Source organism: Bacillus sp. CFBP9009 (assembly GCF_036541465.1).
Lineage (GTDB): Bacteria > Bacillota > Bacilli > Bacillales > DSM-1321 > Peribacillus.
The window spans coordinates 496,884-521,687 of sequence record NZ_JAZHFU010000002.1 but is presented as its reverse complement, the minus strand read 5'-3'; the positions used below and the strand labels follow the sequence as shown (position 1 = coordinate 521,687).

The following is a 24,804-nucleotide window of genomic DNA, read 5'->3' as shown; positions in this document are numbered from 1 at the left end:
AATTGATGCCAAAAGTGTACATAGCAAGATCAGTACCGGCCGAGGTAGAGGCATTTATTTCGAAGTATTGTCAGTATGAAAAATGGAACGGCCCTGAACCAATCACCAGAAGCCAGCTGTTAAAGGAAATTTCCGATGTGGAGGGACTGCTCATCACAGGAGAAAAAATAGATGATGAATTTCTGGACCATGCACCATGTCTAAAGGCTATCAGCAATATCTCGGTAGGCTACAACAACTTTGATATAGAGGCAATGAAAAAGAGGAGCATAATCGGTACAAATACCCCTGATGTTCTCGATGAAACCGTGGCTGATTTAGCTTTAGCCTTAATGCTCTCAGCAGCCCGCCGTATTCCGGAACTGGACAAGCTTGTAAAGGATGGCAAGTGGGGAAATAAAGGCGATGAACCCCTCTTTGGCGTTGATGTTCATGGGAAAACATTGGGCATCATCGGTATGGGGAGAATTGGTGAATCAATTGCAAGACGAGGCAAATTCGGTTTTAACATGGAAGTTTTGTATCATAATCGGCGAAGAAAATCCGAAGTGGAGGAAACGCTCAATACAACCTACTCCTCTTTAGAGCACCTTTTACGGGAATCCGATTTCGTCCTTTTAATGGTCCCTTATACTCCGGAGACGAGGCATCTAATGGGACGGGAGCAATTCGCGCTGATGAAAAAATCTGCGATCTTTATCAATACATCCCGCGGTCAGACGGTGGACGAAAAGGCCCTCATTGAAGCACTGCGAAATAAGGAAATCCTTGCAGCCGGTTTGGATGTATTTGAAAAGGAACCCGTATCGCCTGACAATCCGCTTTTAGCCATGCCGAACGTGGTTACCCTGCCGCATATAGGTTCGGCTACTCATCAAACACGATTTGATATGGCCATGCTTGCGGCGAAGAACCTCGTTGCAGCGGTTACCGAAAGGGAGGTAAGCAATGTTGTCCCTGAATTGATAGGACTTCAGTCACAAAAATAGTAAAAATTATTAAAATAGCGGAAATATTAGGTTGGCCATGACAAATTAAAAGAATCGTTGATATTTAAAACTCACACCATTCATAAATTTAGATGAGATAGATAGTTTTTATTAAATGCAGGACATAAAAGAAAAATTCAATAAAAAAGGCATCCATTCAATTTGGATGCCTTTTTAATGGGGAGAAAGTATGTGTTCAAAATGACTCTAAACAATTTGTTCTACGGCACAATTCCAACCAACAAAATAAGACGTAGAAGACTTGACTAGGAAGTATTATGTTCGATAAACCATTTCAAAAAGGAGGAGTGATTATGTTTACAATTATAAAAGAATAGTCCAAGAGTCCAAGAATAGAATACGAGGTGATTTAAAAAGGAAATGTGCTGCATGAACTACAGAGTGGGTAATAAAAAAATTCCGAGAAATTTCTTGCAGCTATCATGATTGAATGAAGTTAGAAAGTCCAAGTCACGCTTCATTCCTGTTTTTAAACATATTCTAAACCATTCGGTTCTTTTTGAGCCCCGAGTAAATTCAACAGTTTATCTAGTTCCTGGCTTTTATGTAATGTTTTTGGGGCAGTAAATCCATATATCAATCCAGTGGTTATTAGTTCTTTCCTCAATATCTCAATTTTTTCATATAATGCTTCCATACTCTCCAATCCAGAATCCCTCAAGTACTTTCATTTTTTGTTGTGAAACTATTATTACATAAATTAGGATGTTTTTAAACAAAAAGTGAGTATTTACTTATAAAATATTATTCAAGCATTCGAACAAGTTGGGAATTTGAGTTCCCGGAGAATGTACCATTTATATAAGATTATTAAAAATTTTTTATTGTAAAAATAGCCCATGGAAGTTATTTGTAACGATTAAATAAATGATTCATTAAGAGAACTAGGCTGAAAGACTGTCGTTATATGTAAAAGTTTGTAGGGCTATGTAAATGTATAAGTGGAATCAAAACTCTTTTTGCGTTCAATGGGTACCATAAGTCCTGCCTGAAAATTCCTAATTGGAAATTTATTGATTTACACATCTTCATACACCTTTAAAAATGGCCTTCTATACTTGAACCAGATTCAAATAATAGGAGGGAAAGATCAATGAATAATGAAAGAGCAATGGATGATTTAATTAAGAATTGGAGCGAATTAGGTAAGAATATGGACCGCCGAAACTTTATCCAGGGAGCAAGTAAGCTTGCCGGACTTTCATTAGGTCTTGCCCTTGCCCAATCAATGGGCGGGATTGAAGTGAATGCTGCCCCGAAATTCAGTGATTATCCATTTACTCTCGGTGTAGCTTCAGGTGATCCGCTCTCGGACAGTGTAGTTTTATGGACAAGGTTGGCACCTGACCCGTTGAATGGCGGAGGAATGCCAAAAGAAGCCATTTCCGTTAAATGGGAAGTGGCAAAGGATGAGAATTTCCGAAAGATTGTCCAGCAAGGCAAGGAAATAGCCAGGCCGGAACTAGGCCACTCTGTTCATGTGGAAGTAAGCGGGTTAAAACCTGATAAGGTCTATTTTTACCGTTTTAAAAGCGGAGGGGAAGTAAGTCAGACTGGGAAAACGAAAACTCTTCCGCCAGTAGGTTCAAGTGTTTCGAGCTTGTCATTCGCGTTTGTTTCATGCCAGCAATTTGAGCATGGTTATTATACGGCCTATAAACATTTGGCAAAAGAAGATCTGGATATTGTCTTCCACCTTGGTGATTATATATATGAATATGGACCAAATGAATATGTTTCTTCTTCAGGTAATGTCCGTGTACATAGTGGTCCGGAGATCATCACGCTTGAGGATTATCGAAATAGATACGCACAATACCGCTCTGATACCCATTTAAAGGCGGCACACGCAGCTTTTCCATGGGTCGTGACTTGGGATGATCATGAAGTTGAAAACAATTATGCAAATGTCATCCCGGAAAAAGGACAATCGGTAGAAGCATTCATCAAGAGAAGGGCCGCCGCCTATCAGGCTTATTATGAGCATATGCCCCTTCGTAAATCATCTTTGCCTAAGGGAGCGGATATGCGGTTATACCGAAATTTCACATATGGCGACCTGGCCTCTTTCTTTGTATTGGATTCACGTCAATACAGGGATGATCAGGCAAACGGTGATGGAAGTTCACCGCAAACGCCTGAGTCACTTGATCCGAAACGGACATTGTTAGGTCCAGAGCAAGAACAGTGGCTAACTGACAATCTATCAAAATCAAAAACGAAGTGGAACGTTCTGCCTCAGCAAATTTTCTTTGCACAACGGAATTATGGAACACCAACCGCTCCCAAATTCAGCATGGATTCCTGGGATGGTTACCCGGCTGCACGCGATCGTTTAATTGATGTAATCAAAAGTAACAACCTGGAAAATCTAGTCGTGTTGACCGGGGATGTACATGCAAGCTGGGCAGCCAATTTAAAGGCGGATTTCGATGATCCAAATTCAAAGATTTTCGGTGTGGAGTTTGTCGGCACATCCATCACATCTGGTGGAAATGGAGCGGATAAGCGTGCGGATACGGATAAAATACTAAGTCAGAATCCACATATAAAGTTCTTTAATGATTACCGGGGATATGTCCGATGCAAAGTAACACCAGAACAATGGAAGGCTGACTATCGTGTAGTCCCATTCGTGACAGAACCAGGTGCGGATATATCGACAAGAGCATCCTTTGTTTTTGATAAGGATCAATCAGGGCTGCGAAAGGTTGCATCAGCAGCGGTTATGGAAGGTGTACAAAAAACGAACGAAGTCGAGGAAGATCGGACACGTGCGCATAATCGCGCACATGAAAAACAAAGAATGAAAAGTCAGGGGAAAGTGACTAATTGATAGGGAACCATTATGATGCTTGACAAGGATATAGCGAAGAAAAATGAGAAGATCAGAGGAGTGAATAAGAATGCTTTCAAATATAGGAATACCCGGTTTGGTGATCGTACTCGTGATTGCACTGATTATTTTTGGACCGTCCAAACTGCCGGAAATAGGCCGTGCATTTGGCCGGACATTGTCCGAATTCAAAAGTGCAACCAAAGGATTGGTGAATGATACAGAAAAAGAGGATGAAAACGAGAATAAAGCTGCGTTAAGAGCTGTTAAAAAAGAGGGATGAAGTAAATGAGATATAGCGGGCGGAAAGACTCGCCTGCTTCTTTTCATGAAAAGAGTTCGAGGGGAAGTGCCATTTGCAATAGTGCAAGAAAATGTCTAAAAAGGAGGAGTGAAAGTGGAGAGTAAGGATTTACACGTTATTGAGCATATGGAGGAACTCCGAAGCAGAATCATTAAAACACTGATAGGTTTTGTAGCTTTTTTTATAGTGAGTTTCATATTCGTACAGGATATTTATGAATTGCTTATTAAGGATTTGGAAGGAAAGCTCGCCGTGCTGGGTCCGAGTGAGATCCTGTGGGTATATATGATAATCGCTGGGGTTTGCGCAATAGCTGCAACGATTCCGCTGGCAGCCTATCAGTTATGGCGCTTTGTGGCTCCAGCTTTGAAACCGGAAGAGAGAAGAGTTACATTTCGTTTCATACCTGGGCTGTTCATTTTATTCATCACAGGTATCTCATTTGGATATTTTGTGTTGTTTCCAATAGTGCTGGGTTTCCTCACTTCCCTATCAGCCGGGCAGTTCGAGATGATGTTCACTGCGGAAAAATATTTTCGGTTTATGATTAATTTGATCTTACCTTTCGGGATTTTATTCGAGATGCCGCTTGTGGTCATGTTCCTGACCAGATTAGGCATCATCAATCCAGCAGTGTTGAAAAAGTCTCGTAAGATTTCTTATTTCGTCCTGGTCATAATCTCGATCCTGATTACGCCTCCAGATATAATTTCGGACATTTTGGTTATCGTCCCTTTGCTTGTGCTTTATGAAGTGAGTGTACAGCTGTCCAATATGGTTTATCGAAAAAGGCTTATGAAAGATGAGTCAGCATTATCTGTAACATGATAATGATAACAACCTATTGAATGAAACATTTCTTAGGAAATAGTTACTAAAAGTTGAGGGCATATCCCTCAACTTTTTTATTGCGGAATATTATTTGATGGAAAAAATCGGGGAATTTTCTTTTGCATTTGCCTTCTTACATTAATGCTTTTCTTATCTATTTTGTCAGGTTTTTTGGGGTGTCATCTTCGAACTATTTCCATTGAAGCGAGCATTAAGATGCCTTCTCGATGTACTACCCTATGGAAATTTTGTTCATTCGTTCAGATAAATTTGTACAGAAACTCTGCAATGTCTAAATGATTTTGTGATAAACAAGAAAATCTTCAACTTTTTTGGGGGATGTTTTATTTTATTTATTAGAAGGAGAGAGGATTCTGGTTAGCGAATTATTCTAATCACTTGAACAAAAATATGCATCCTTCGTAAAATCATTCAAAAATATCGAAAGGGAAAAGGGTCGAATAAATTGGTGTAAGAGGTGAATGTGTATCATATGGTTCAAGTATAAATATATATTTAGGGGGGGAAAGCATTATCAAAAAATCAATAGGGCTGGTGAGAAGTTTATGAAGGATTTGATGAAAATTATTGCAGGAAACATTTCCATGACCTTTGCCTATGCTTATTTAATCGTTCCCAATGAAATTATCAATGGCGGGGTAACTAGCTCGGCATTATTATTGAATGCATTATCGGGTTATAACATTGCCATGCTAGCCAATTTCGTTACAGGATTACTGTTAATCATTTGTTTAGTTTTTCTAGGGAAAGAGTACTTTTTTAAGTCGATCGTAAGTTCCCTTAGCTATATGGTTTTTTTTAATTTTTTTTATTCATTGAACATTGATATTGATGTAAATATCGTTTTAGTGATTATCGTTTCGTCGATTTTGATAGCGATAGGATATTATTTATGTATAACAGCAAATGCTTCCACTGTTGGCTTTGACGTGATTGCCTTAATTTTGCATCATAAAAATGAAAAAATTGATATTGCAGCGACAATCAGGATTATTAATCTTATCGTACTCATATTGGGCCTTCTTGTTTACGGATTTACTTCGATTGTTAAGGGAATAGCGTTTACATTGTTTTTTTCATATCTTCTAAAGAAAATGCTGGATAGAAAGCAGAAGGCCGTAAAGTCAGCAGTGGAAAGTGTGTTGGATGAAACCACCAATTAAAGAAGTAAAATGAAAAAATTGCCGACTAACTGGAGAACTTTTGTTGTATTTAAAAATTTTCATTTTGTTATCTAAATATTCTGATTTTTAAATTGACTTTAAAAAAATCAGAGTGTATTATACACATAGAAAGTGGTACTAACATCATGACGTAGTGATGTTATATCCGCTTTGAATTTCAAAATAGCACTAAGGAAGGAGGAATAGTGATATAGAATCTTAATTTCATAGTCATCTCCTGTGTTGTTTTTAAAATGCCATGTTTCCAAGTTCCCACTATCTTTGTGAAAGTGTAAAGGACAGGCAGCTGAAAAGCCTTGTTTTTACATTCAAGTAGCGATTATGTTAGTTGATTCCCCAAAATATTGAAAGTTGGTGGAGGGTATGAAACATCAACAGGAAGAACTGAAACCAGGTTTGAAACAAAGACATTTAACGATGATATCTTTGAGTGGTGTCATAGGCGCTGGTTTATTCGTAGGAAGCGGTATCATAATTGGTCAAACGGGCCCCGGGGCGATATTATCATATGTTTTGGCGGGCTTGATCGTTGTTTTAGTCATGAGGATGCTTGGGGAAATGGCCACAGTTAATCCCAATACTGGATCTTTTGCCGTTTATGCAAGAGAGGGGATAGGTGAATGGGCCGGTTTTACAACAGGTTGGTTATATTGGTTCTTTTGGGTTATCGTAATTGCTTTGGAAGCAACAGCTGGAGCAGCAATCATACACAGCTGGCTTCCTTCCGTCCCCGTCTGGGTCATAAGTCTATCATTGATCATCCTATTGAAAATGACGAATATTTTTTCCGTTAAATCGTTTGGTGAGTTCGAATACTGGTTTTCAATCATTAAAATAATCAGTATCATACTATTTTTGTTCCTGGGTGTGGCAGTGATATTAGGGTTTATCCCAACGATAAAACCACCTGGCGCTTCGAATCTTTTGAATTTTGGCGGTTTTATTCCGAACGGGCTAAGTTCTGTGCTTGTTGGCGTCGCCATTGTTTTTCATGCATTTGTTGGAGTGGAGATTCCAGCGATTGCCGCGGGTGAGACCAGTGATCCGGTAAAATCAGTTAGAAGTGCATTGAATAGTGTCGTTTGGCGAATCCTGATTTTCTATATTGGGTCCATCGCGATACTAGTGACGCTATTACCCTGGAATTCGGCTTCTTTGCTGAAAAGTCCATTTGTTGCCGTCCTTGAATTGCTGGGAATCCCTTCTGCTGCCCTGATCATGAATATCGTGATTCTCATCGCATTGCTATCCTGTTTGAATTCAGGATTATATACGAGTTCACGCATGTTATTTTCACTTGCACAAAAGGGCGACGCTCCAAAGGTATTTTCAATAGTGAGCAAGAACGGCGTCCCTATATTTGCTGTAGTCGGCTCTACTTTATTTGCCTTTATCAGCACCATTTTCAGTTATGTTTCACCTGATAAAATCTTTTTCTTTTTAGTGAATTCCTCAGGTGGAGTCGGAATTCTTGTTTATCTGGCCATTGCGGTTTCCCACCTCCGATTAAGGAAGAGAATGGAGAAAGAGAATCCCGGAATTTTCAAGATCAAGATGTGGTTATTCCCGTATTTGACTTATGCAACCATAATTTCCATGATTTCTGTGTTAATATTAATGGCCTTTATCGATTCGCAGCGTCCACAGTTTATCTTTACCATGCTATTTAGCTTGATCGTTATCTGTTCATTCTTTTTCATTCGAAGAAAAAAAGCGAAGTATATGGAGAATGAATTAAATATTGTTTCTGGTTCCCCTAATTCTGAGAAGTTATAAGCTTTGGCTCTATACCATTTTAAGGCAATTCTTCTTTTGCTTCTAAGGAACTCCTCCGACAGAATTCTTCATCACTAATCACCTAGAATATGTTTCCCATAGAAAAAGGAGAGTTGTGCCATGAAGTGCTTGGTGCCCTCTGTCTTTTAAATCATGAAGGAGGGATTATGTTGAATGGTTTCCGTGTAATAACTTATGGGGCTGTCCTTGGAGCCATATTGCTGTCAGGCTGCAACAATTCAGCTGAACCGGACGAGGCTCAACAAGAAAATAGTCCAGTCATGAATGAAAATCCGGATTCAAATACGGGTGAAACCCAGGTTATTAAAAAAGGTGTCGGCGATGTGATTCGATCCATAAAAGGATTGGATTCAGAAATAAGTATGGAGGCGGATTCAGAGAAAATTCAAGAATTGGGAAAAGAGATCAGTTCTACCTGGGATTCGATAGAAAAGCAAGTGGAAGATGAATACCCAAATTGGTATGAACGGATTGAGAAAAACCTTTACCCATTAATTGGGGAGTCAGGGAATCCGGATAAGGACCTTGAAAAGATTAAACGACTCTCTGAAGCTACTAAAAAAGATCTACAGTTATTTTTGGAAGAAGTTAACTGAATTCTCTCTATACCCGTGTTTAGCATGTTTGGTGATTTTTGAGGAGGTAAGGATAAGGAGGGGAGCATAGATTGGAAAATGCAAAAGAATGCAAAGAGGTTCAGGCAGTTATATTCGATTGGGCAGGAACGACGGTGGATTATGGTTGTTTTGCGCCGGTCCAAGCATTTGTCGAGATATTCAGGATAAGGGGGATAGATATTACCATTAGGGAAGCAAGGGAACCTATGGGTTTATTGAAAATAGATCATATAATGGAACTCTTGAAAATGAAACGAATCTCCAATTTATGGAGTGCTAAATTCGGGAAAGAACCGGACGAAAGAGATCTAAAATCATTATATATGGACTTTGAGGCTTTGCTTTTTAAGGTTCTCAAGGAGAACGCCAAGCCAATACCAGGCGTAATTGAATTAGTCAGCCGATTAAGGCAGCAAGGAATAAAAATCGGTTCGACAACAGGGTATACTCGTGAAATGATTGATGTTGTTAAAGAAGAGGCGGAAAAATGGGGCTATCAACCAGATTCCATCGTTGCGTCTACCGAAGTGCCGACAGGAAGGCCTGCCCCTTGGATGTGCTTTAAGACGGCGATGAATCTCCAAGTGTATCCACTCAGCAAAATCGTTAAAGTGGGTGATACGATAAGTGATATCAAAGAAGGCATTTCTGCGGGAATGTGGACTGTTGGCGTATTGAAAGGCGGCAGTGAAATCGGACTTTCAGAAGCAGAAATCAATGAAATGGACCCTTATGATCTGCAAAAAAGGATGAAAAATGCAGAAAACCGTTTTTTGAATGCAGGTGCCGATTTCGTAATTGATGAAATAGGTGATTTATTGGAGATCATCGATAGAATCAACTATAGATTGACAGAAAAAAAGGATATATTTATTGGTTAAAAATAGATTGATTGATGTAATTCAAGAGTTTTGATAGTTAATGATTTTAAATAAATTCTAAATATTCAATTTATTCATTGACTGTTTCACCCAATGGTAGTATTATACATCTTATAACTGGTACGGACGTCGCAACGTCATTATCAGAAATAAATATAATTAAGGAGAATGTGCTATGGTCGAAACAAAAATGTTAAGAGGAACGAAAGTTAAAATGACACCAAGTGAAGCCATCGTTGAGACATTAGTGGCCGAGGGAGTTAAACATATCTCGGGAATCCTGGGATCTGCTTTCATGGATATGCTTGATTTATTGCCAACTGCAGGCATTCGTTTCATTGGTGTCCGCCATGAACAAAGTGCAGCACATATGGAAGATGCCTATTGTCGTGTCTCCGGGGTTGCAGGAGTTGTCATCGGGCAAAACGGACCGGGAATGACGAATATGGTCACCTCTGTTGCAGCGGCCAATCAAGCTCATACTCCTATGGTGGTCATATCACCTTCAGCTGGGACACCAACAGTTGGATGGGATGGTTTTCAAGAATGTGATCAGGTTTCCATCTTCAAGGCCATCACGAAAGAAACGGTTAGAGTGACACACCCTGGCCGGGTCGCTGATTGCCTCAGGACAGCATTTCGGATTGCCTATGCTGAGAGGGGACCGGTTTTATTCGATATCCCCCGTGATTACTTTTATGGTGAAGTGGAAGATCAAATACTTCAACCACATCAATATCGCGTAGATGAAAGGGGCTGCGGATCTTCTGCATCATTGGATAGAGCAGCTGAAATTTTAGCTGAAGCTGAGTATCCTGTCATCATTTCCGGTAGGGGAACGGTTGATTCGGATGGCATTGAGGAAATTAAGAATATTGCAGAATATTTAACAGCTCCGGTAGCTGTCTCCTATATGCATAATGATGCCTTTCCTGCTGATCATCCATTATCAGTCGGCCCAATCGGTTACATGGGTTCAAAGGCTGCCATGAATACACTTAAGAAAGCGGACGTCATATTGGCGGTCGGTACTAGATTATCGGTATTTGGAACGCTACCATGCTATGACATTGATTATTTCCCTAAAGATGCGCAAATCATCCAAATAGATATTAACCCGAGGCAAATAGCGAGGACGCACCCTGTGGAAGTTGGGATCATCGGAGATGCCCGTGAAGCTAGCCATGAAATCTTGAAACGGTTGAAGGCTAGTAAACCTAACCTGAAACAAGAAAAAAAGCGGATGGTCGAAGTAACGAATGAAAAACAAAAATGGGAAGAAGAATTGGTGAGACTTGCGATGATCGATGGAACGCCAATCAATCCGCGTCGGGCACTTTTGGAATTGACTAAAGTGTTGCCTGAAAATGCCATAGTTACTACAGATATCGGTAATGTATCGTCAACTGCAAACGCTTACTTGAAGTTCAACCAGAGCCGCAGGCATATCGCTGCGCTTACATTCGGGAACACGGGATTTGCTTACCCATCCGCACTCGGTGCCAAGTTAGCTGAGCCGAATACGCCTGTTTTAGCCATTGTTGGAGATGGCGCGTGGGGCATGAGCTTACATGAAGTGAGTACGGCCGTTGAAGAAAATATACCGGTCATAGCATGTGTCTTCAATAATAATGCATGGTGTGCAGAGAAAAAGAATCAGGTCGATTTTTATAATAACCGTTTTGTAGGGGCGGATATCCAAAATCCTGATTTCGCAGAAGTTGCCCGATCAATGGGTGCTGTTGGTATTAGAGTCGAAAAAGCTGACGAGTTAGGGGCTGTCATTGAAGAAGCAATAAAATCAAATAAACCGACTGTCATTGATATACAAGTCGATGGAACACAATTGGCTCCGCCATTTAGAAAAGATGCATTAAAAATGCCTACTAGATTATTAGAAAAATATTCTCATTTAGATCATAAAAACTGGGATAAATAATGGTTTGAAAATAGAGTGATATGACAGGTGCGATGACTTGAATTTAGGGTCATTGCACCATCACCCATTCGCTCTATAAAGGTCTGTAAACAGCATGGGAACTTAACTTAATTGCATTCGATGAATAATAAGGGGGTTTCAAAAGTGAAGATGGAAACTGAAACGAAAGACCTTGTTCAAATGGATAAAGACCATTTATGGCATGCGATGCATCGCTATAATGAAAAGGATGCTCCCATGATGGCTACAGAAGGATCCGGCTCATGGTTCACAGATGCTAAAGGGGATAAATATTTAGATGGGGTTTCCGGTTTATGGTGCTTGAACCTGGGTCACGGAAGAAAAGAGATTGCCCAGGCAGCCTATGAACAAATGGTTAACTTATCTTACTTCCCTTTAACGTTAAGCCATAAGCCGGCAATCGAATTATCTGCAAAAATAAGTGAGCATTTAAAGGGCTCCTATACAACGTTTTTTACGAACAGCGGCTCTGAGGCGAATGAGACAGCTTTTAAAATAGCCAGGCAATACCATTCCCAAAATGGCAATCAGGGTAAATACAAATTCATCTCTAGGTACAGAGCTTATCATGGCAATACTTTTGGCGCGCTAAGCGCGACCGCCCAGGCAAACCGGAGAGTGAAATATGATCCGGCGGTTCCCGGTTTCCTGCATGTGCCACCGCCGTACAGTTATCGAAGCCCGTTTGGGGAAAACGTTGAAAACTCCGATTTGCTTGCAGCTGAATATATCGATCAGGTCATTAATTTTGAAGGAGCTGAAACGGTAGCGGGTGTCATCCTTGAACCATTCATCTCTGGTGGCGGGGTCCTTATTCCTTCGAAAGAATACTTAACGAGGGTTTCGGAAATCTGTAAGAAGCATGATGTTCTTTTAATTGTGGATGAAGTGGTTTCAGGTTTTGGAAGAACCGGAAAAATGTTTGGGTTCATGCACTCCGATGGAGTTCAACCGGATATTGTAACAATGGCAAAGGGTTTGACCAGCGGTTATCTTCCACTTGGAGCAACGGCAGTGAATTCGAGGATTTATGAGAAATTCAAAGAGAACGGAAATTTAAATCATTTCAGGCATGTGTCAACATATGGAGGCCACCCTGCATCTTGCGCAGTTGCCCTAAAGAACATTGAAATCTTGGAAAATGAAAAAATCGTTCAGCGAGTATCAGAACTTAGTGAATCGACATTAAGTGAGCTATTTGAATTGACAGCCCTTGATAAAGTAGGGGAAGTTCGGGGAGTAGGGTTTTTATACGGCATTGAATTAGTGGAAGATAAAAAGGAAAAAACACCAGTTTCCGATGAGTTCATGGGTAAAATAATCGGGGCTTGCAAGGAAAAGGGTCTTATCATCGGCCGTAATGGTGATACAGTTCCTGGATATGGTAATGTACTGATCATTGCGCCGCCTTTATCTTCGACAGTTGAAGATTTACGCTTTGTTATAGAAACCGTTAAATCCGTTTTATATGAATTATGCTAACCAAAACGATGAATAGCTTTAGGGTGCTATATTTATAGACGAAAAATGAAGATGGGCATGATATGTCTAGCCGCTTTGACATCCATGTCCATTTTTTCATATTGGGACTAACAGTGTGGGAAAACTGAAGAATCCGGAGTAGGAGGAAATATGCAATCACAACAAAGATTATTGGTGGTTCTGGCACATCCCGATGATGAGTCATTCCTGTGTGGCGGAACCATTGCTAAAATGTCTGAGCAAGGTGTTCATATAACCTTACTATGCGCGACAAAAGGCGAAATGGGCAGGCGCATGGGAAATCCCATTCTTACAACAAGGGAGGCATTGCCTGGACTAAGGGTAAAGGAGTTAAAAAACGCTTGTGAAGAATTGGGGATCAGCGACCTGCGATTTTTAAACGTAAGGGATAAAACGATAGAATTTGAGAGCTTCGATTTATTGGCTGAGAGAATCGTAAAGGTGATTCGTGAAGTTCAGCCGGAGGCACTAGTAACATTCCATGAGAAATATGGGGGGCATCCAGACCATTGTGCGATTGGCCGTGCTGCCGAATTTGCTTTTCTAAAATCCGGTGACCCCGATTTTTATCCAGATCCAGTATTTCCAGCTTTTAAGGTTCATAGTCTGTACTTTGTCCTTTGGCATGCTTTTTATGATGAATGGTTTAAGGAAAACGGGCTGAGCAGTATCACAGAAGTGGATATAACAGGGACGTTACAGAAAAAGATCCGAGCCTTAAGGTCCCATCGTTCCCAGACACTAGCAGTTCCTGAATTGTGGGGGAATCAAAATCCTAGCTTGCCTTTTTTAAAGGAATCCGAGTATTTTATCAAAGGGAATTCACCTACTAATATAGAAGAAACCGATTTTTTTCAAACGATTGAAAGGATGGGATGATACGTAATTTGGGCTTTAGTTTATCTGGAAAGGGGGAAGGAATGTATGGAATTAGAAAAATATGAGCCACTGGAAGAAACACCTCAGGTGCAGCAAAAACCGCTTCAGAATAAGGTGCTTTTGTGGCTAAGCGGTATCGCTTTCACCTTTTTTATTGCCCTCTTAGGCTTGGGGCTGTCCAAGATTTCAGGATTCAATCGAATCGGCCCTCTTGCATGCTCGATCATCATTGCCGTGATTTATCGTCAAATTGCGGGATATCCAGAAAAGTTCCGGACGGGAATTGAATTTTCCGCAAAAAAACTTTTGCGTTTTGCCATTATTTTATACGGGTTGAAATTAAATATCGATGTGATTTTCAATCAAGGACTGCCATTGTTGGTACGTGACATAGGGACAGTAACATTTGCCATAGTCGTGATGGTCCTGATTGCTAAGTGGTTTAAGGCAGATGCTTCCATTTCCCTTCTTCTTGCTGTAGGAACCGGGATATGCGGAGCGGCAGCCATCGCGGCCATATCTCCAATCGTGAAAGCGAAGGAAGAGGATACAGCCATAGGCGTTGGGATAATCGCTTTAATGGGAACACTTTTCTCGATTATATATACACTTTTACGTCCGATCCTTCCGCTGTCTGCTTTGGATTATGGAATCTGGTCTGGGATCAGCCTTCATGAAATCGCACATGTTGCATTGGCAGGAGCACCGGCTGGTGAAGATGCGCTAGCGATTGCACTACTCGCAAAATTGGGTCGTGTCTTTTTACTTATCCCATTATGTTTCATTTTTATGTATTGGATGAAAAAACGCACATCCGGGAAAATGGGCCATGATGCCAAAATTGATTTTCCATGGTTCCTCGTTGGTTTTATAATCATGAGTCTAATAGGAAGTTATGTGTTTGGAACTTATATTACGGTGTCTCCTCTTGTAATGGATGGCATTTCGAAAACGACTACATTTATATTGACAATGGCCATGATCGGTCTTGGACTGAATGTAAGCCTGCAGGCACTGCGGACAAAAGCCATGCGTCCTCTTTTAGCCATGACCATTACCTCTTTGCTGCTTTCCATCATCTCGTACTTTATCGTTTAATATATAAGCTTTCCATAGTTGTCCCAGTTAGATAAGCCTGAAAATGTGATGAATAATGCATATGGATAAGCCCTGAATATATTAATCTATTCAGGTTTTTTTTATTCATTCTAAGAAAACGTTTTTGGAAATGTAGGAGTGGAAATTTGATAAAATCCTAATTTAAGGAAAAAATTAAGTGTTGACATGTTTGAATATTATAACTATTTGGTTTACAATATAAGAACTGATACGAACATTACGATGTCTTTTTCTGTTTGGAGGAAATTTTATGGAGTTAGACTTTAAAAATCCAATCCCTTTACATGCTCAATTGAAAACCATATTGGAAAATCAGATTTTGGAAGGTTATTATAAAGACAAAATCCCTAGTGAAAGGGAACTCATGGATATGTATTCTGTCAGCAGGAGTACTGTACGGGAAGCCGTATCCATCCTGGTTCGTGAGGGAATATTGGAAAAGAGGCATGGAAAGGGAACGTTCGTTTCCCTTAAACCTGTACAAGAATGGCTAAAGATGATAAGTTTCACTGAAACCACTAAAAGCATGGGAATTAAATTACTAGATCATGGCCGAGTAATGACACCTGAAAATATTGCTGATGCAAATGGGTTCGAAGATGAATCTTACCATATTAAAAGGCTGCGGTTACAGGGGGATGTCCCCATAGCCATTGAATTGCATTATTATTCTTTGGATCTAGGAAAAAAATTGACGAAATTCGATTTAAGTACAACTGTATTGTATGATGCACTCGAAGGTGATCTAAACATTGACTTTTGTGAAGCGGAACAAATCATAACCTGCGGCTTTCCAACAAAAGAAGATGCAGAACATTTAGGTATAGCCGAAACGATGTGCTTGTTGATTACAGAACGAATGATTTTTGATTCTGATGGTAATTTAGTAGAGTATTACAAAGGATTATTCCGATCTGATATGTACTCATTCGCAATGAAAATGTCCCGGAAGAATTGATTTTGCACATAAAATGACCTATGCCTTTCTAAGAGAGTTGAGAGGCCTAGGTCATTTTAAATCCTACCAGTATATACAATGATATGACTTTTAATGGAGAGTTTGTCTATGTTTATAACATAGGCACGTTTTAATATAATATATTGTTATGATCTAATTACGTTATTTCAAGATCTAGAATATCTATGCTTGCCCAACGTTTTCAGCCTTTTGGTTTTGGAGGGCTTGTCATCCTCCATTTTAGCCGAGATAAGCCCAAGTACCACTCCAAGCAACGCACCTGCTCCCACTTCCACAGGCTGATGTCCGAGCAGTTCATTCAGTTCCTTCTCACGCTCAACAAATTCAAAGCTCGGAAACTCTCCCGAAAATTTCGCCATATTATCTTCAAGATCATTCACAAGCTTAGCAATTTCGCCTGTATGGCGCCGAATCCCCTGAGCATCATACATCACAATCACGCCAAACACTGTCGCAAGCGCTGTTTCCGTATGCATCCAGCCTTTATTCGCTGCCACATAGGATGCCAGTGCGGCCACACCAGCAGAGTGCGAACTAGGCATGCCACCTGTTGTGAAAGCCTGCTTCAATTCCCACTTTCCCGTCAGTTTATAATGCGTTAAAATTTTCAGCCCTTGCGCAATGCCAATTGCCGACAGCGCCGTTAAAATTCCCCGATTCATCTTTTCCATGAGCAACTCCTCCACTCCGCTCCAGACCAGTCCAACCCAATCCAGGATTTTATCTTCCCTCTTTTGATACCCCAATAATAATTTTTATATGCAGCAGTTCCATGATTATCGGCATTTAATAACAACCTGCTAAATGCAACATAATGACACTGTTGTCTGGGTCCGTGTTCAGTGCAAGCTTAATTTCCGAACTAGGGGTTCTGGCTTGCTTTTTTTCAGAGAAGGTCACCATTTTATAATAATATTTATAGGATGGGTCACTTAAGGAAAATATATAACGGAAGATTATTAACAGGTGTTAAGGTGGCAATGGAATGAACAAGATCAAGGATATGAATCCGGAAGAGTTAAAAAAGATCATGACGGTAACCGAGCGAATGTCTTTCACAAAAAACTTCAGGTCTGCTACTGCTGAAGAATGGTTTGTTTTCATTCCCGGCTTTAATGATCCAGTTACTGAAGGAGCTGCTGGAAAGGCTATAGTTCACTACAATCTATATGGAAACAAAGATATGTTCATTAACACGACGGTCATTCTGGATGACCCTGTTTTATTTGAGGTGGAAAACTTTCAACTGGTTTACTCTATTTGTGATGAACTTATAAATCGTCTAGTGGGATACGCTGATACTTTACTGTCCGTACACGCAGGTTCAAATTCTTACAATGCTGAGTACAAACGATAATGTTCGTAAGAGAACAAGGAGGAAAAACAGTGCATCATAATCTAGTTCAGTCAATAATCGAACAATCAGTCATGCTTACAAGTGAAGCAGATTGGGATAAGCTAGTTCAACAAGTCAATAATTCCAAATTTGTTTTGCTGGGTGAGGCATCACATGGAACATCCGAATTTTATACGGCCCGAGTTGAAATTACAAAAAAACTGATTCAAGAAAAAGGGTTCACCTTTGTAGCCGTTGAAGGCGATTGGCCCGCATGCCAGGCAATCAATAGGTATGTTAAAGGCTATGACCTAGTGACTAAATCGGCAAGGGATGTGCTTAAAAGTTTTGACCGCTGGCCGACCTGGATGTGGGCAAACGAGGAAATGATCGACCTGATTGAATGGATGAAAGAATACAATGAGTCTGGACAAAATCAAACGAAAGTTGGATTTTATGGGATAGATATCTATAGTCTTTGGGAATCCATGGATGAAGTCATCCATTACTTAAAACAAATTGATTCGCCTGACCTCGAGGCTGCCAGACAGGCGTTCACATGTTTTGAGCCATTCAATCGGAATAATGAGGAGTACGCAGTTTCTGCAGGCATTTTTTCAGAAGACTGTATAGAGGAGGTTTCCAAATTACTGACGACTATTCAACGAAAAAAAGAAAAATACCCTCATCATGAAGAATTGAATTTGAACCTTCAAGTGAATGCATTGGTAGCGTATAATGCAGAAAATTATTACAGGACGATGGTGGTTCATGATGATAAATCATGGAATATTCGAGATATGCATATGGTGGATGCACTTAATGAAATTATGGATTTTTACGGTTCTGAAGGCAAGGCGATTGTATGGGAACATAATACCCATGTTGGCGATGCCAGCGCTACAGATATGAGAGATTCCGGAATGATTAACGTCGGCCAGGTCATTCGTGAACAAAACCCAACTGAAGATGTATTTATCACAGGTTTCGGAACCTATAGGGGAACTGTTATTGCAGCAGATGAATGGGGCAAGGATTTTGAAATAAAAACAGTACCCCCGGCTATGAATGGAAGTTGGGAGGAGGCTATGCACCTTTCAGGCGCGTATGATAAGTTGCTCATTTTCACCGATGAAAATCGTCAGCTATTCCAAGATAGAATTGGACATCGGGCTATCGGGGTTGTATACCGACCGGAATATGAACAATACGGAAACTATGTACCTTCTGTAATGTCAGATAGATATGATGCTTTTGTTTACATTGATGAAACGCAGGCCCTTCACCCGCTTGTTCATGAAAAAGCGCCCGTTATGTAATAAAAAGACAGAGCCATATATAACTTTCGTGTTATAAATGGCTTTGTCTTTTGTTCATGCCAATTCTTAACGCTGCCTTTTATTCTAAGACTTATGAAAAGCTAATGAAATCGTTGCGTGCAAAGCGATTTAATATTTAAATTAAAAACCATTCTTTTAAGAAAGGTTTTTATCTTGATATCTATTTGCAGAAGGGCATCCTAAACAGACGGTGTAATAAAGAAAGAGGTAAGAAAAATGACAAAGATAGTGCGAGACTCCTGCGGGAAAAGCGCGTCAAAGGGGAGACCCAGCAGGCGCAAAGGCGCCGAGGAGGTTCCCAGACCGCCTCGGAAAGCGAGTGCCCTACGTTCCAATCAACGTTCGAGGTTTTAAAAAAACTCATAAAACTAGACAAACTTGATTTTCATCGAGTTGGTCTACAGTTTGAGAAGACTAAAAATAGTCTTTTTTTATATTTACAGATAGTTCAACGTAAGTATATTTTATGGTTAAAGAACAGCCAAGGGTAAATAGTATGATCCCCATCAAATAAGGTTAATGTTTGTTTTACTCACATTTAGCACACTTTTCATTTATTAATTCTTTTTATCATTAAAAGATGTGGACCGCCATCTTCCATAAAGACATCGGATGAAGTATGATAGCCGAGTTTTTTATAAAAACCCTCTGCCTGTGTTTGCCCATGTAATTTAACCTGGGATATTTCCTTTTTCTTTGCGATTTCTTCCAACGTTTTAATTATTATTTTTCCAAGACCAAATTTACGGTAAGGCTCTAAGATGCAAATTCTCTCCAATTTTCCTAAACCATCAACAACTCTTAACCTACCAGTTCCGACTGGTTTTTCATTATAATAGACTAATATGTGTTCAGATAAAGCATCAAGTGTATCGTAATCATCAAATTCACTTTCTAAAGGGAAACCTTGTTCCTCGACAAATACTTCTTTTCTGATTTGAAAGGCTACATTTAAATCATTTTCTGTAGTTATTCTCTTTGAATCCAATGTTCTTCATCCCTTTCCTAGATTTATTCAGTAAGACAAGTCATAATATATGTATAACTTTTTTATAGTATATACGAAATTATTTTTGTTGTAAATACAACAAAAAGTCAGGGGCTTTTTGAATGAAGGAAATACTCCGTGAAATTGGAATGATAGCAAGGGCATTGGACTCTATAAGTAATATTGAATTTAAAGAATTTGACCTTACAAAAGGGCAGTATTTGTATCTTGTTCGAATATGTGAAAATCCAGGAATCATTCAGGAAAAATTAGCAGAAATGATAAAGGTTGACCGGACGACAGCAGCTCGGGCCATTAAAAAACTTGAAATTCAAGGTTTTATTGAAAAGAAAAATGATGAGGAAAACAAAAAAATTAAAAAGTTATATGCGACCGATAAAGGTGAAAAGGTCTATCCCTTTTTGAAAAAAGAAGGAGAGTACACCGACAAGGTTGCATTATCGGGATTTTCTTTGGAAGAAACGGAAACGATGTTCCATCTTCTTCAAAGGGTCAGGAAAAATATAGAGGTAGATTGGGAATTTGTGAAAAAAGGTAATAAAAGGGGGTATTGATCCTGTTTATAAGTTATCCGCTTCATGGATGACTGAAGCATTAGTTAAAGTGCTTATACAGGTTGTGGAAATAAATTTTTAAAAAGAGGCTCGATTCCGATTGGAAATTGAGCCTCTTTCTTATTATCCAGCTACATTTTCAGTGAACTGACTATTGTATAGCTCTGCATAGAAACCATTCTCCCTTAAAAGGTCTGAATGCGTTCCCTTCTCTATCACTTTTCCTTGATCCATAACAAGAATCAAATCTGCATCCTTAATTGTTGAGAGACGATGGGCAATGACAAAGCTAGTTCGTCCTTCCATCAGTCGGTTCATGGCCTTTTGGATAAAGACTTCTGTCCGAGTGTCCACACTAGACGTCGCTTCATCCAATATCATGATTGGTGGATCTGCTAGAACAGCTCGGGCGATTGTCAAAAGCTGCTTTTGGCCTTGTGAGATGTTCGAAGCTTCTTCGTTTAAGATTGTCTCATAACCATCTGGCAGTGTCCGAATGAAATGGTCGGCATGTGCAGTTCGAGCAGCTGCAAAAATTTCTTCATCAGTTGCTCCATTTTTGCCATAAGCGATATTTTCTTTAATCGTACCATTAAAGAGCCAGGTATCTTGAAGTACCATACCAAAATTCTTTCGAAGATCATTTCGTGACATATTCCGTGTATCAAGACCATCAATATTAATCTTTCCGCCATTGAGTTCATAAAATCTCATCAAGAGATTTATCATAGTTGTTTTTCCAGCACCAGTCGGTCCAACAATTGCGACCGTCTGTCCAGGCAAGACATCGATGTTCATATCTTCAATTAACATTTCTTCCCCATATCCAAAGTCCACATGTTCGAAAGAGACAGCACCATTTGCCCTTTTAATATTAGCTGTTGTTTGTTCTTTCATTTCCTCTTCTTCATCTAGCAGTTCAAAAACACGCTCAGCTGCTGCAACCGTCGACTGAATAATGTTGGCGATGTTAGCCGTTTGTGTGATTGGCTGGGTGAACTGCTTTGAATATGTGATGAATGCTTGAATGTCACCAATTGAAATCGAACGTTGCGTTACTAATATTCCGCCGACAACGCTGATGAGGACATAGCTCAAATTTCCGATAAAGAACATTATGGGCATGATGATACCCGATATAAACTGGGCTTTGCTTCCCGCTTTATACAATTCTTCATTAACCGCAGTAAAATGGGCACTCGCCTTTTTTTCATGTCCGAATGCTTTAACGACCTGATGGCCGGTATACATCTCTTCAATGTGCCCGTTTAATTGTCCAAGTTTACGCTGTTGATCGGCAAAGTATTTTTGGGATCTTTTTAAAATAGGCCGGATTGCAAATATTGACAAAGGTAAGCTGACTATCGAAATTAATGTCAATAACGGGCTTATCGAAAGCATCATGATGATAATCCCCAAAATCGTTACGATTGATGTGATGAACTGCGTTAAGCTTTGCTGAAGGGTGCTCCCGATTGTATCAATATCATTTGTCATTCGGCTAAGTGTTTCTCCGTTTGGACGTCCTTCAAAATATTTGAGTGGAAGTTTCTCGAGCTTGTCGTTCACATCTTGTCGAAGATCATATACCGTGTCTTGAGCAACACTTGACATAATGTATTGTTGTACATAGTTGAAAAGGCTGCTTAAAGCATAAAGTCCGGCAAGGAGTAGAAGGATCTGGCCAATTTTATCAAAGTTAATAGCTGCTCCTGGTATTCCCTGGAGTTTTCCGTAAGCTCCTTCGAATAATTCTGTAATTGCATTTCCCATGATCTTTGGTCCAACAATCATAAAAATCGTACTCATGATTGCAGCGAAGAACACGGCAATCAATTTGTTGCGCCGAGGTTTTAAATAGGTCAAGAGACGTTTTAGTGTTCCTTTAAAATCTTTTGCTTTTTGACCCATCATCATCATGTTACCGCCACCAGGACCATGCCCAACCTGACCGCCGCCTTGAGGTTTTTTTTGATTACTCATGCAATTTCCTCCTCTGTGAGCTGTGATAAGGCGATTTCACGGTAAATGTCGTTTGTACTAAGCAACTCTTGGTGTGTTCCCATACCTACAATTTTGCCTTCGTCTAACACAATGATTCGGTCAGCGTCCACGACCGTACTGACACGTTGTGCAACGAGTAGTACCGTCGAATTTTTCGTTTCATCTTTCAGGGCTGCGCGAAGCTTGGCATCCGTCTTGAAGTCAAGTGCAGAAAAACTATCGTCGAATATATAAATATCGGGTTTCCGAATGAGTGCCCGTGCAATCGAAAGCCGTTGTTTTTGCCCTCCCGATAGGTTTGAACCGCCTTGATCGATTTCTGCCTCATAGCCGTCTTTCATGTTGCTGATAAAATCTTCCGCTTGCGCGATGCGAGCCGCATGTTCGACTTCATCTTGTGTGGCTGTTTGTTTTCCAAAGCGAATGTTTTCAGCGATAGTACCTGTAAAGAGGAAGGCCTTTTGAGGTACAAAGCCAATTTTTGAACGAACTTCATCTTGTGATGAATTACGAATATCAACACCATTGAGGCGAATCGTTCCACTTGAAATATCATAGAAGCGAGGGATCAAATTGACGAGCGTCGTTTTCCCTGAACCTGTTCCACCAATTATTGCGGTGATTTCACCTGGACCTGCAGAAAAACTAATATCCGATAATGCATGTTCTTCTGCTCCTGGGTAACTGAACGTCACATGTTCAAATTCAAGTGTACCGTGTTCACGATCTGCCTTTTCTGTCCCCTTATCCATGTATGAAGGTTTCATGTCAAGGATTTCGTTTATCCTTGTTGCCGACACGGCTGCTCGTGGAACCATAACGAACATCATGGATGCCATAACGAGAGCGAACATAATTTGCATAACATATTGGATAAATGCCATTAAGTCCCCGATCTGCATACCGCCATTATCAATACGAACTCCACCAAACCAAATGATACCAACAACCGTCAAGTTCATGACAAGCATCATTACAGGCATCATGAAGGCCATGATTTTATTGACTCTGATTGACACATCCGTCAATTCTTTATTCGCTTTCTTAAGACGTTCTTTCTCTTGTGTTTCACGATTGAAGGCACGAATGACGCGAATACCAGTTAAATTTTCTCGTAATACTAGGTTCAACCGGTCTAATCGTTTTTGCACAGTTTGAAAGAGAGGGACACCTTTATATAGAATAAGCAAGATCGACCCAATCAATAAAGGCATTGTGACAACAATGACAAGGGATAATTTTGCATCCATGGATACAGCCATGATCACTCCGCCGATTAACATGATGGGTGCACTGATAACCATACGAAGCATCATGATAACCACTTGCTGGACTTGTGTTATATCATTGGTCGTCCTTGTAATCAATGATGCCGTACCGACTTCATCAAATTCTTGTAACGAAAATTTTTCAACATGATTAAAGACTCTCAGGCGGAGATCGCGTCCCATCCCCATTGCCGCTTTGGACGAATAGTAGCTTGCGATTATGGATGCACAAGCGCCAAGTGCGGAAACCAACAGCATCAAACCACCGATTTTCCAAATGTAAGGAGTGTCTCCTCGAACGACGCCTTTGTCAATAATATCGGCCATTAGTGTAGGCAGAAAGAGGTCGGACATGGACTGAATAAAAACCAGGCCGATAACTGCTGAAATAATCCACTTATAAACGGATAAATTTTTCAGTATTTTTATCATTTTGTACACTCTCCCGGTTCGGTTGATTGTGCTTCTAAAAAGTTTGTAATTTGAAGATGTGTTTCTAGCAATTCTTCAAACTGTTCTTCAGAAAGCATTTCAATGGCAGTTTGAAAGACTTGGTGAATGCTTCCTTCGTGAAAATGAATCGTTTTTAATAAATCTTTCCCTTTATCTGTGATTGACAACTGAATCTCACGCCGATTGCCCTCCACATGCTCACGATGGAGCATACCTGCGCGAACGAGACCATCGACGGCTTGGCTCAAGGTGCTTTTTGGAAGAAATGTTTTCTCCCCGACATTTTTTTGAGTGGTCTCTTTGTAAAGGGTAATGGTCATCAAAATGGAATATTGAGGAACTGTTAATCCATTTTCTGCGGCAGTCTTTTGAACGAACCGCATTATATTTTTCTGCACGTTCCAAAATGAACGCAATAGTTGTACGGAACGCATTAATTGTTTTTCATTCTCCACTCAACTTCACCATTCTTTCTTTTTTGAACTGTTCCATTACGAACATTTAATTTTATGAATCATTTTAATTTACAGCTATATATCCGCTTAGTCAACAAAAAAATAACTTCAATACCCCAGTGTTTAGTCTTTGGTGCATGTATGGAAATGAGTTTTCAAGTCAGGTAAGGCTTTCGCGTGAAAACAACCCATACAAAGTGAAATTAACTTGAAAATGTGAGATAAAAAGTGTTAGGATAATATTGAGTTAGTACCAGGTAATAATACTAGATGATAACGCAAATGAGAATGTACGGGTGTTAAATGGAATGGGCATGTATACATATAAGAATTTTTCTTCCGTAGATACATAACAGGATTTAAGTTTGCGAGACAAGCAAACAGCTAATTAGAAAGATTGGTAATTTGTGATACAGGGCCCCATTAAAACAGGGAAATGTTTTAATTAGGTATTGGGAGGGATG

At 39.9% G+C, this 24,804-nt stretch carries 22 protein-coding genes; 16 read left to right on the top strand and 6 right to left on the bottom strand.

Annotated elements, in window-relative coordinates; genetic code table 11:
- The first annotated feature begins 2 nt into the window (after nucleotides 1-2).
- On the top strand, nucleotides 3-989 hold the full coding sequence (locus V3595_RS07640; protein ID WP_485906312.1) for a 2-hydroxyacid dehydrogenase: 987 nt from the start codon (nucleotides 3-5) through the stop codon (nucleotides 987-989).
- Nucleotides 990-1,479: 490 nt separating this feature from the next.
- On the opposite strand, the gene V3595_RS07635 is transcribed toward V3595_RS07640, so the two are convergent.
- On the bottom strand, nucleotides 1,480-1,647 hold the full coding sequence (locus V3595_RS07635; RefSeq protein ID WP_137017916.1) for an aspartyl-phosphate phosphatase Spo0E family protein: 168 nt from the start codon (nucleotides 1,645-1,647) through the stop codon (nucleotides 1,480-1,482).
- A gap of 456 nt (nucleotides 1,648-2,103) precedes the next feature.
- Between V3595_RS07635 and V3595_RS07630 the strand changes: the two genes are divergently transcribed.
- The 12 genes from V3595_RS07630 (at nucleotide 2,104) to V3595_RS07575 (ending at nucleotide 15,900) form a co-directional block, all read left to right on the top strand.
- Nucleotides 2,104-3,846: an alkaline phosphatase D family protein gene (locus V3595_RS07630; protein WP_485906310.1), complete on the top strand. Its 1,743-nt coding sequence runs from the start codon at nucleotides 2,104-2,106 to the stop codon at nucleotides 3,844-3,846.
- Nucleotides 3,847-3,916: 70 nt separating this feature from the next.
- On the top strand, nucleotides 3,917-4,129 hold the full coding sequence (locus V3595_RS07625; protein WP_096338675.1) for a twin-arginine translocase TatA/TatE family subunit: 213 nt from the start codon (nucleotides 3,917-3,919) through the stop codon (nucleotides 4,127-4,129).
- Between the two features lie 147 nt (nucleotides 4,130-4,276).
- Nucleotides 4,277-4,978, top strand: a complete 702-nt coding sequence (tatC, locus tag V3595_RS07620; RefSeq protein ID WP_485906782.1) for a twin-arginine translocase subunit TatC — start codon at nucleotides 4,277-4,279, stop codon at nucleotides 4,976-4,978.
- Nucleotides 4,979-5,547: 569 nt separating this feature from the next.
- Nucleotides 5,548-6,165 carry a YitT family protein gene (locus V3595_RS07615; RefSeq protein WP_485906308.1) on the top strand — a complete coding sequence of 206 codons (618 nt, stop codon included), beginning with the start codon at nucleotides 5,548-5,550 and terminating at the stop codon, nucleotides 6,163-6,165.
- A 384-nt stretch (nucleotides 6,166-6,549) separates the two neighbouring features.
- Nucleotides 6,550-7,962 carry an amino acid permease gene (locus V3595_RS07610; RefSeq protein WP_485906306.1) on the top strand — a complete coding sequence of 471 codons (1,413 nt, stop codon included), beginning with the start codon at nucleotides 6,550-6,552 and terminating at the stop codon, nucleotides 7,960-7,962.
- 170 nt (nucleotides 7,963-8,132) lie between these two features.
- Complete coding sequence (locus V3595_RS07605) at nucleotides 8,133-8,579, top strand: hypothetical protein (RefSeq protein WP_485906305.1); 447 nt, start codon at nucleotides 8,133-8,135, stop codon at nucleotides 8,577-8,579.
- Nucleotides 8,580-8,650: 71 nt separating this feature from the next.
- Nucleotides 8,651-9,481, top strand: a complete 831-nt coding sequence (gene phnX / locus V3595_RS07600) for a phosphonoacetaldehyde hydrolase (RefSeq protein ID WP_485906304.1) — start codon at nucleotides 8,651-8,653, stop codon at nucleotides 9,479-9,481.
- A gap of 175 nt (nucleotides 9,482-9,656) precedes the next feature.
- The gene (gene xsc / locus V3595_RS07595) at nucleotides 9,657-11,420 is read left to right on the top strand and encodes a sulfoacetaldehyde acetyltransferase (RefSeq protein WP_101221794.1); all 1,764 of its coding nucleotides are present in this window, start codon (nucleotides 9,657-9,659) and stop codon (nucleotides 11,418-11,420) included.
- 150 nt (nucleotides 11,421-11,570) lie between these two features.
- On the top strand, nucleotides 11,571-12,923 hold the full coding sequence (locus tag V3595_RS07590) for an aminotransferase (protein WP_485906780.1): 1,353 nt from the start codon (nucleotides 11,571-11,573) through the stop codon (nucleotides 12,921-12,923).
- Between the two features lie 150 nt (nucleotides 12,924-13,073).
- Complete coding sequence (locus V3595_RS07585) at nucleotides 13,074-13,823, top strand: PIG-L family deacetylase (RefSeq protein WP_485906303.1); 750 nt, start codon at nucleotides 13,074-13,076, stop codon at nucleotides 13,821-13,823.
- A gap of 45 nt (nucleotides 13,824-13,868) precedes the next feature.
- Nucleotides 13,869-14,921, top strand: a complete 1,053-nt coding sequence (locus V3595_RS07580) for a YeiH family protein (RefSeq protein ID WP_402903045.1) — start codon at nucleotides 13,869-13,871, stop codon at nucleotides 14,919-14,921.
- A gap of 271 nt (nucleotides 14,922-15,192) precedes the next feature.
- On the top strand, nucleotides 15,193-15,900 hold the full coding sequence (locus V3595_RS07575; protein ID WP_101221797.1) for a GntR family transcriptional regulator: 708 nt from the start codon (nucleotides 15,193-15,195) through the stop codon (nucleotides 15,898-15,900).
- Between the two features lie 167 nt (nucleotides 15,901-16,067).
- Here V3595_RS07575 and V3595_RS07570 read toward each other — a convergent pair whose 3' ends face one another.
- Complete coding sequence (locus V3595_RS07570) at nucleotides 16,068-16,592, bottom strand: divergent PAP2 family protein (protein ID WP_485906302.1); 525 nt, start codon at nucleotides 16,590-16,592, stop codon at nucleotides 16,068-16,070.
- Between the two features lie 314 nt (nucleotides 16,593-16,906).
- Here V3595_RS07570 and V3595_RS07565 point away from each other — a divergent pair, with 314 nt between their 5' ends.
- Nucleotides 16,907-17,278: a hypothetical protein gene (locus tag V3595_RS07565; protein ID WP_485906301.1), complete on the top strand. Its 372-nt coding sequence runs from the start codon at nucleotides 16,907-16,909 to the stop codon at nucleotides 17,276-17,278.
- Nucleotides 17,279-17,307: 29 nt separating this feature from the next.
- Nucleotides 17,308-18,576, top strand: a complete 1,269-nt coding sequence (locus V3595_RS07560) for an erythromycin esterase family protein (protein ID WP_485906300.1) — start codon at nucleotides 17,308-17,310, stop codon at nucleotides 18,574-18,576.
- 571 nt (nucleotides 18,577-19,147) lie between these two features.
- Here V3595_RS07560 and V3595_RS07555 read toward each other — a convergent pair.
- Nucleotides 19,148-19,585 carry a GNAT family N-acetyltransferase gene (locus V3595_RS07555; RefSeq protein WP_485906299.1) on the bottom strand — a complete coding sequence of 146 codons (438 nt, stop codon included), beginning with the start codon at nucleotides 19,583-19,585 and terminating at the stop codon, nucleotides 19,148-19,150.
- A 122-nt stretch (nucleotides 19,586-19,707) separates the two neighbouring features.
- On the opposite strand from V3595_RS07555, the gene V3595_RS07550 reads away from it, so the two are divergent.
- A complete protein-coding gene (locus tag V3595_RS07550; RefSeq protein WP_063233436.1) occupies nucleotides 19,708-20,160 on the top strand; it encodes a MarR family winged helix-turn-helix transcriptional regulator in 453 nt (150 codons plus the stop codon).
- Nucleotides 20,161-20,283: 123 nt separating this feature from the next.
- Here the strand turns inward: V3595_RS07550 and V3595_RS07545 are convergent, their stop codons facing one another.
- The 3 genes from V3595_RS07545 to V3595_RS07535 are packed head-to-tail and all read right to left on the bottom strand — an operon-like array spanning nucleotide 20,284 to nucleotide 24,340.
- Nucleotides 20,284-22,143: an ABC transporter ATP-binding protein gene (locus V3595_RS07545; RefSeq protein ID WP_485906298.1), complete on the bottom strand. Its 1,860-nt coding sequence runs from the start codon at nucleotides 22,141-22,143 to the stop codon at nucleotides 20,284-20,286.
- Nucleotides 22,140-23,864 (bottom strand): ABC transporter ATP-binding protein, encoded by a 1,725-nt coding sequence (locus V3595_RS07540; RefSeq protein WP_137018376.1) that lies wholly within the window; start codon nucleotides 23,862-23,864, stop codon nucleotides 22,140-22,142. Before V3595_RS07540 ends, V3595_RS07545 begins: the two co-directional genes overlap by 4 nt.
- Entirely contained in the window at nucleotides 23,861-24,340 is a 480-nt protein-coding gene (locus V3595_RS07535; RefSeq protein WP_137018377.1) for a MarR family winged helix-turn-helix transcriptional regulator, read from the bottom strand. Before V3595_RS07535 ends, V3595_RS07540 begins: the two co-directional genes overlap by 4 nt.
- Nucleotides 24,341-24,804 lie beyond the last annotated feature (464 nt).

What these genes read in the sequence shown, in the direction of transcription:
- tatC (WP_485906782.1), top strand. Translation starts at nt 4,277, where the DNA reads ATGGAGGAACTCCGAAGCAGAATCATTAAAACACTGATAGGTTTTGTA.
- V3595_RS07630 (WP_485906310.1), top strand. Translation starts at nt 2,104, where the DNA reads ATGAATAATGAAAGAGCAATGGATGATTTAATTAAGAATTGGAGCGAA.
- V3595_RS07635 (WP_137017916.1), bottom strand. Translation starts at nt 1,647, where the DNA reads ATGGAAGCATTATATGAAAAAATTGAGATATTGAGGAAAGAACTAATA.
- V3595_RS07545 (WP_485906298.1), bottom strand. Translation starts at nt 22,143, where the DNA reads ATGAGTAATCAAAAAAAACCTCAAGGCGGCGGTCAGGTTGGGCATGGT.
- V3595_RS07615 (WP_485906308.1), top strand. Translation starts at nt 5,548, where the DNA reads ATGAAGGATTTGATGAAAATTATTGCAGGAAACATTTCCATGACCTTT.
- V3595_RS07550 (WP_063233436.1), top strand. Translation starts at nt 19,708, where the DNA reads ATGAAGGAAATACTCCGTGAAATTGGAATGATAGCAAGGGCATTGGAC.
- V3595_RS07570 (WP_485906302.1), bottom strand. Translation starts at nt 16,592, where the DNA reads ATGGAAAAGATGAATCGGGGAATTTTAACGGCGCTGTCGGCAATTGGC.
- V3595_RS07625 (WP_096338675.1), top strand. Translation starts at nt 3,917, where the DNA reads ATGCTTTCAAATATAGGAATACCCGGTTTGGTGATCGTACTCGTGATT.
- V3595_RS07565 (WP_485906301.1), top strand. Translation starts at nt 16,907, where the DNA reads ATGAACAAGATCAAGGATATGAATCCGGAAGAGTTAAAAAAGATCATG.
- xsc (WP_101221794.1), top strand. Translation starts at nt 9,657, where the DNA reads ATGGTCGAAACAAAAATGTTAAGAGGAACGAAAGTTAAAATGACACCA.
- V3595_RS07610 (WP_485906306.1), top strand. Translation starts at nt 6,550, where the DNA reads ATGAAACATCAACAGGAAGAACTGAAACCAGGTTTGAAACAAAGACAT.
- V3595_RS07575 (WP_101221797.1), top strand. Translation starts at nt 15,193, where the DNA reads ATGGAGTTAGACTTTAAAAATCCAATCCCTTTACATGCTCAATTGAAA.
- V3595_RS07540 (WP_137018376.1), bottom strand. Translation starts at nt 23,864, where the DNA reads ATGATAAAAATACTGAAAAATTTATCCGTTTATAAGTGGATTATTTCA.
- V3595_RS07590 (WP_485906780.1), top strand. Translation starts at nt 11,571, where the DNA reads ATGGAAACTGAAACGAAAGACCTTGTTCAAATGGATAAAGACCATTTA.
- V3595_RS07585 (WP_485906303.1), top strand. Translation starts at nt 13,074, where the DNA reads ATGCAATCACAACAAAGATTATTGGTGGTTCTGGCACATCCCGATGAT.
- V3595_RS07580 (WP_402903045.1), top strand. Translation starts at nt 13,869, where the DNA reads ATGGAATTAGAAAAATATGAGCCACTGGAAGAAACACCTCAGGTGCAG.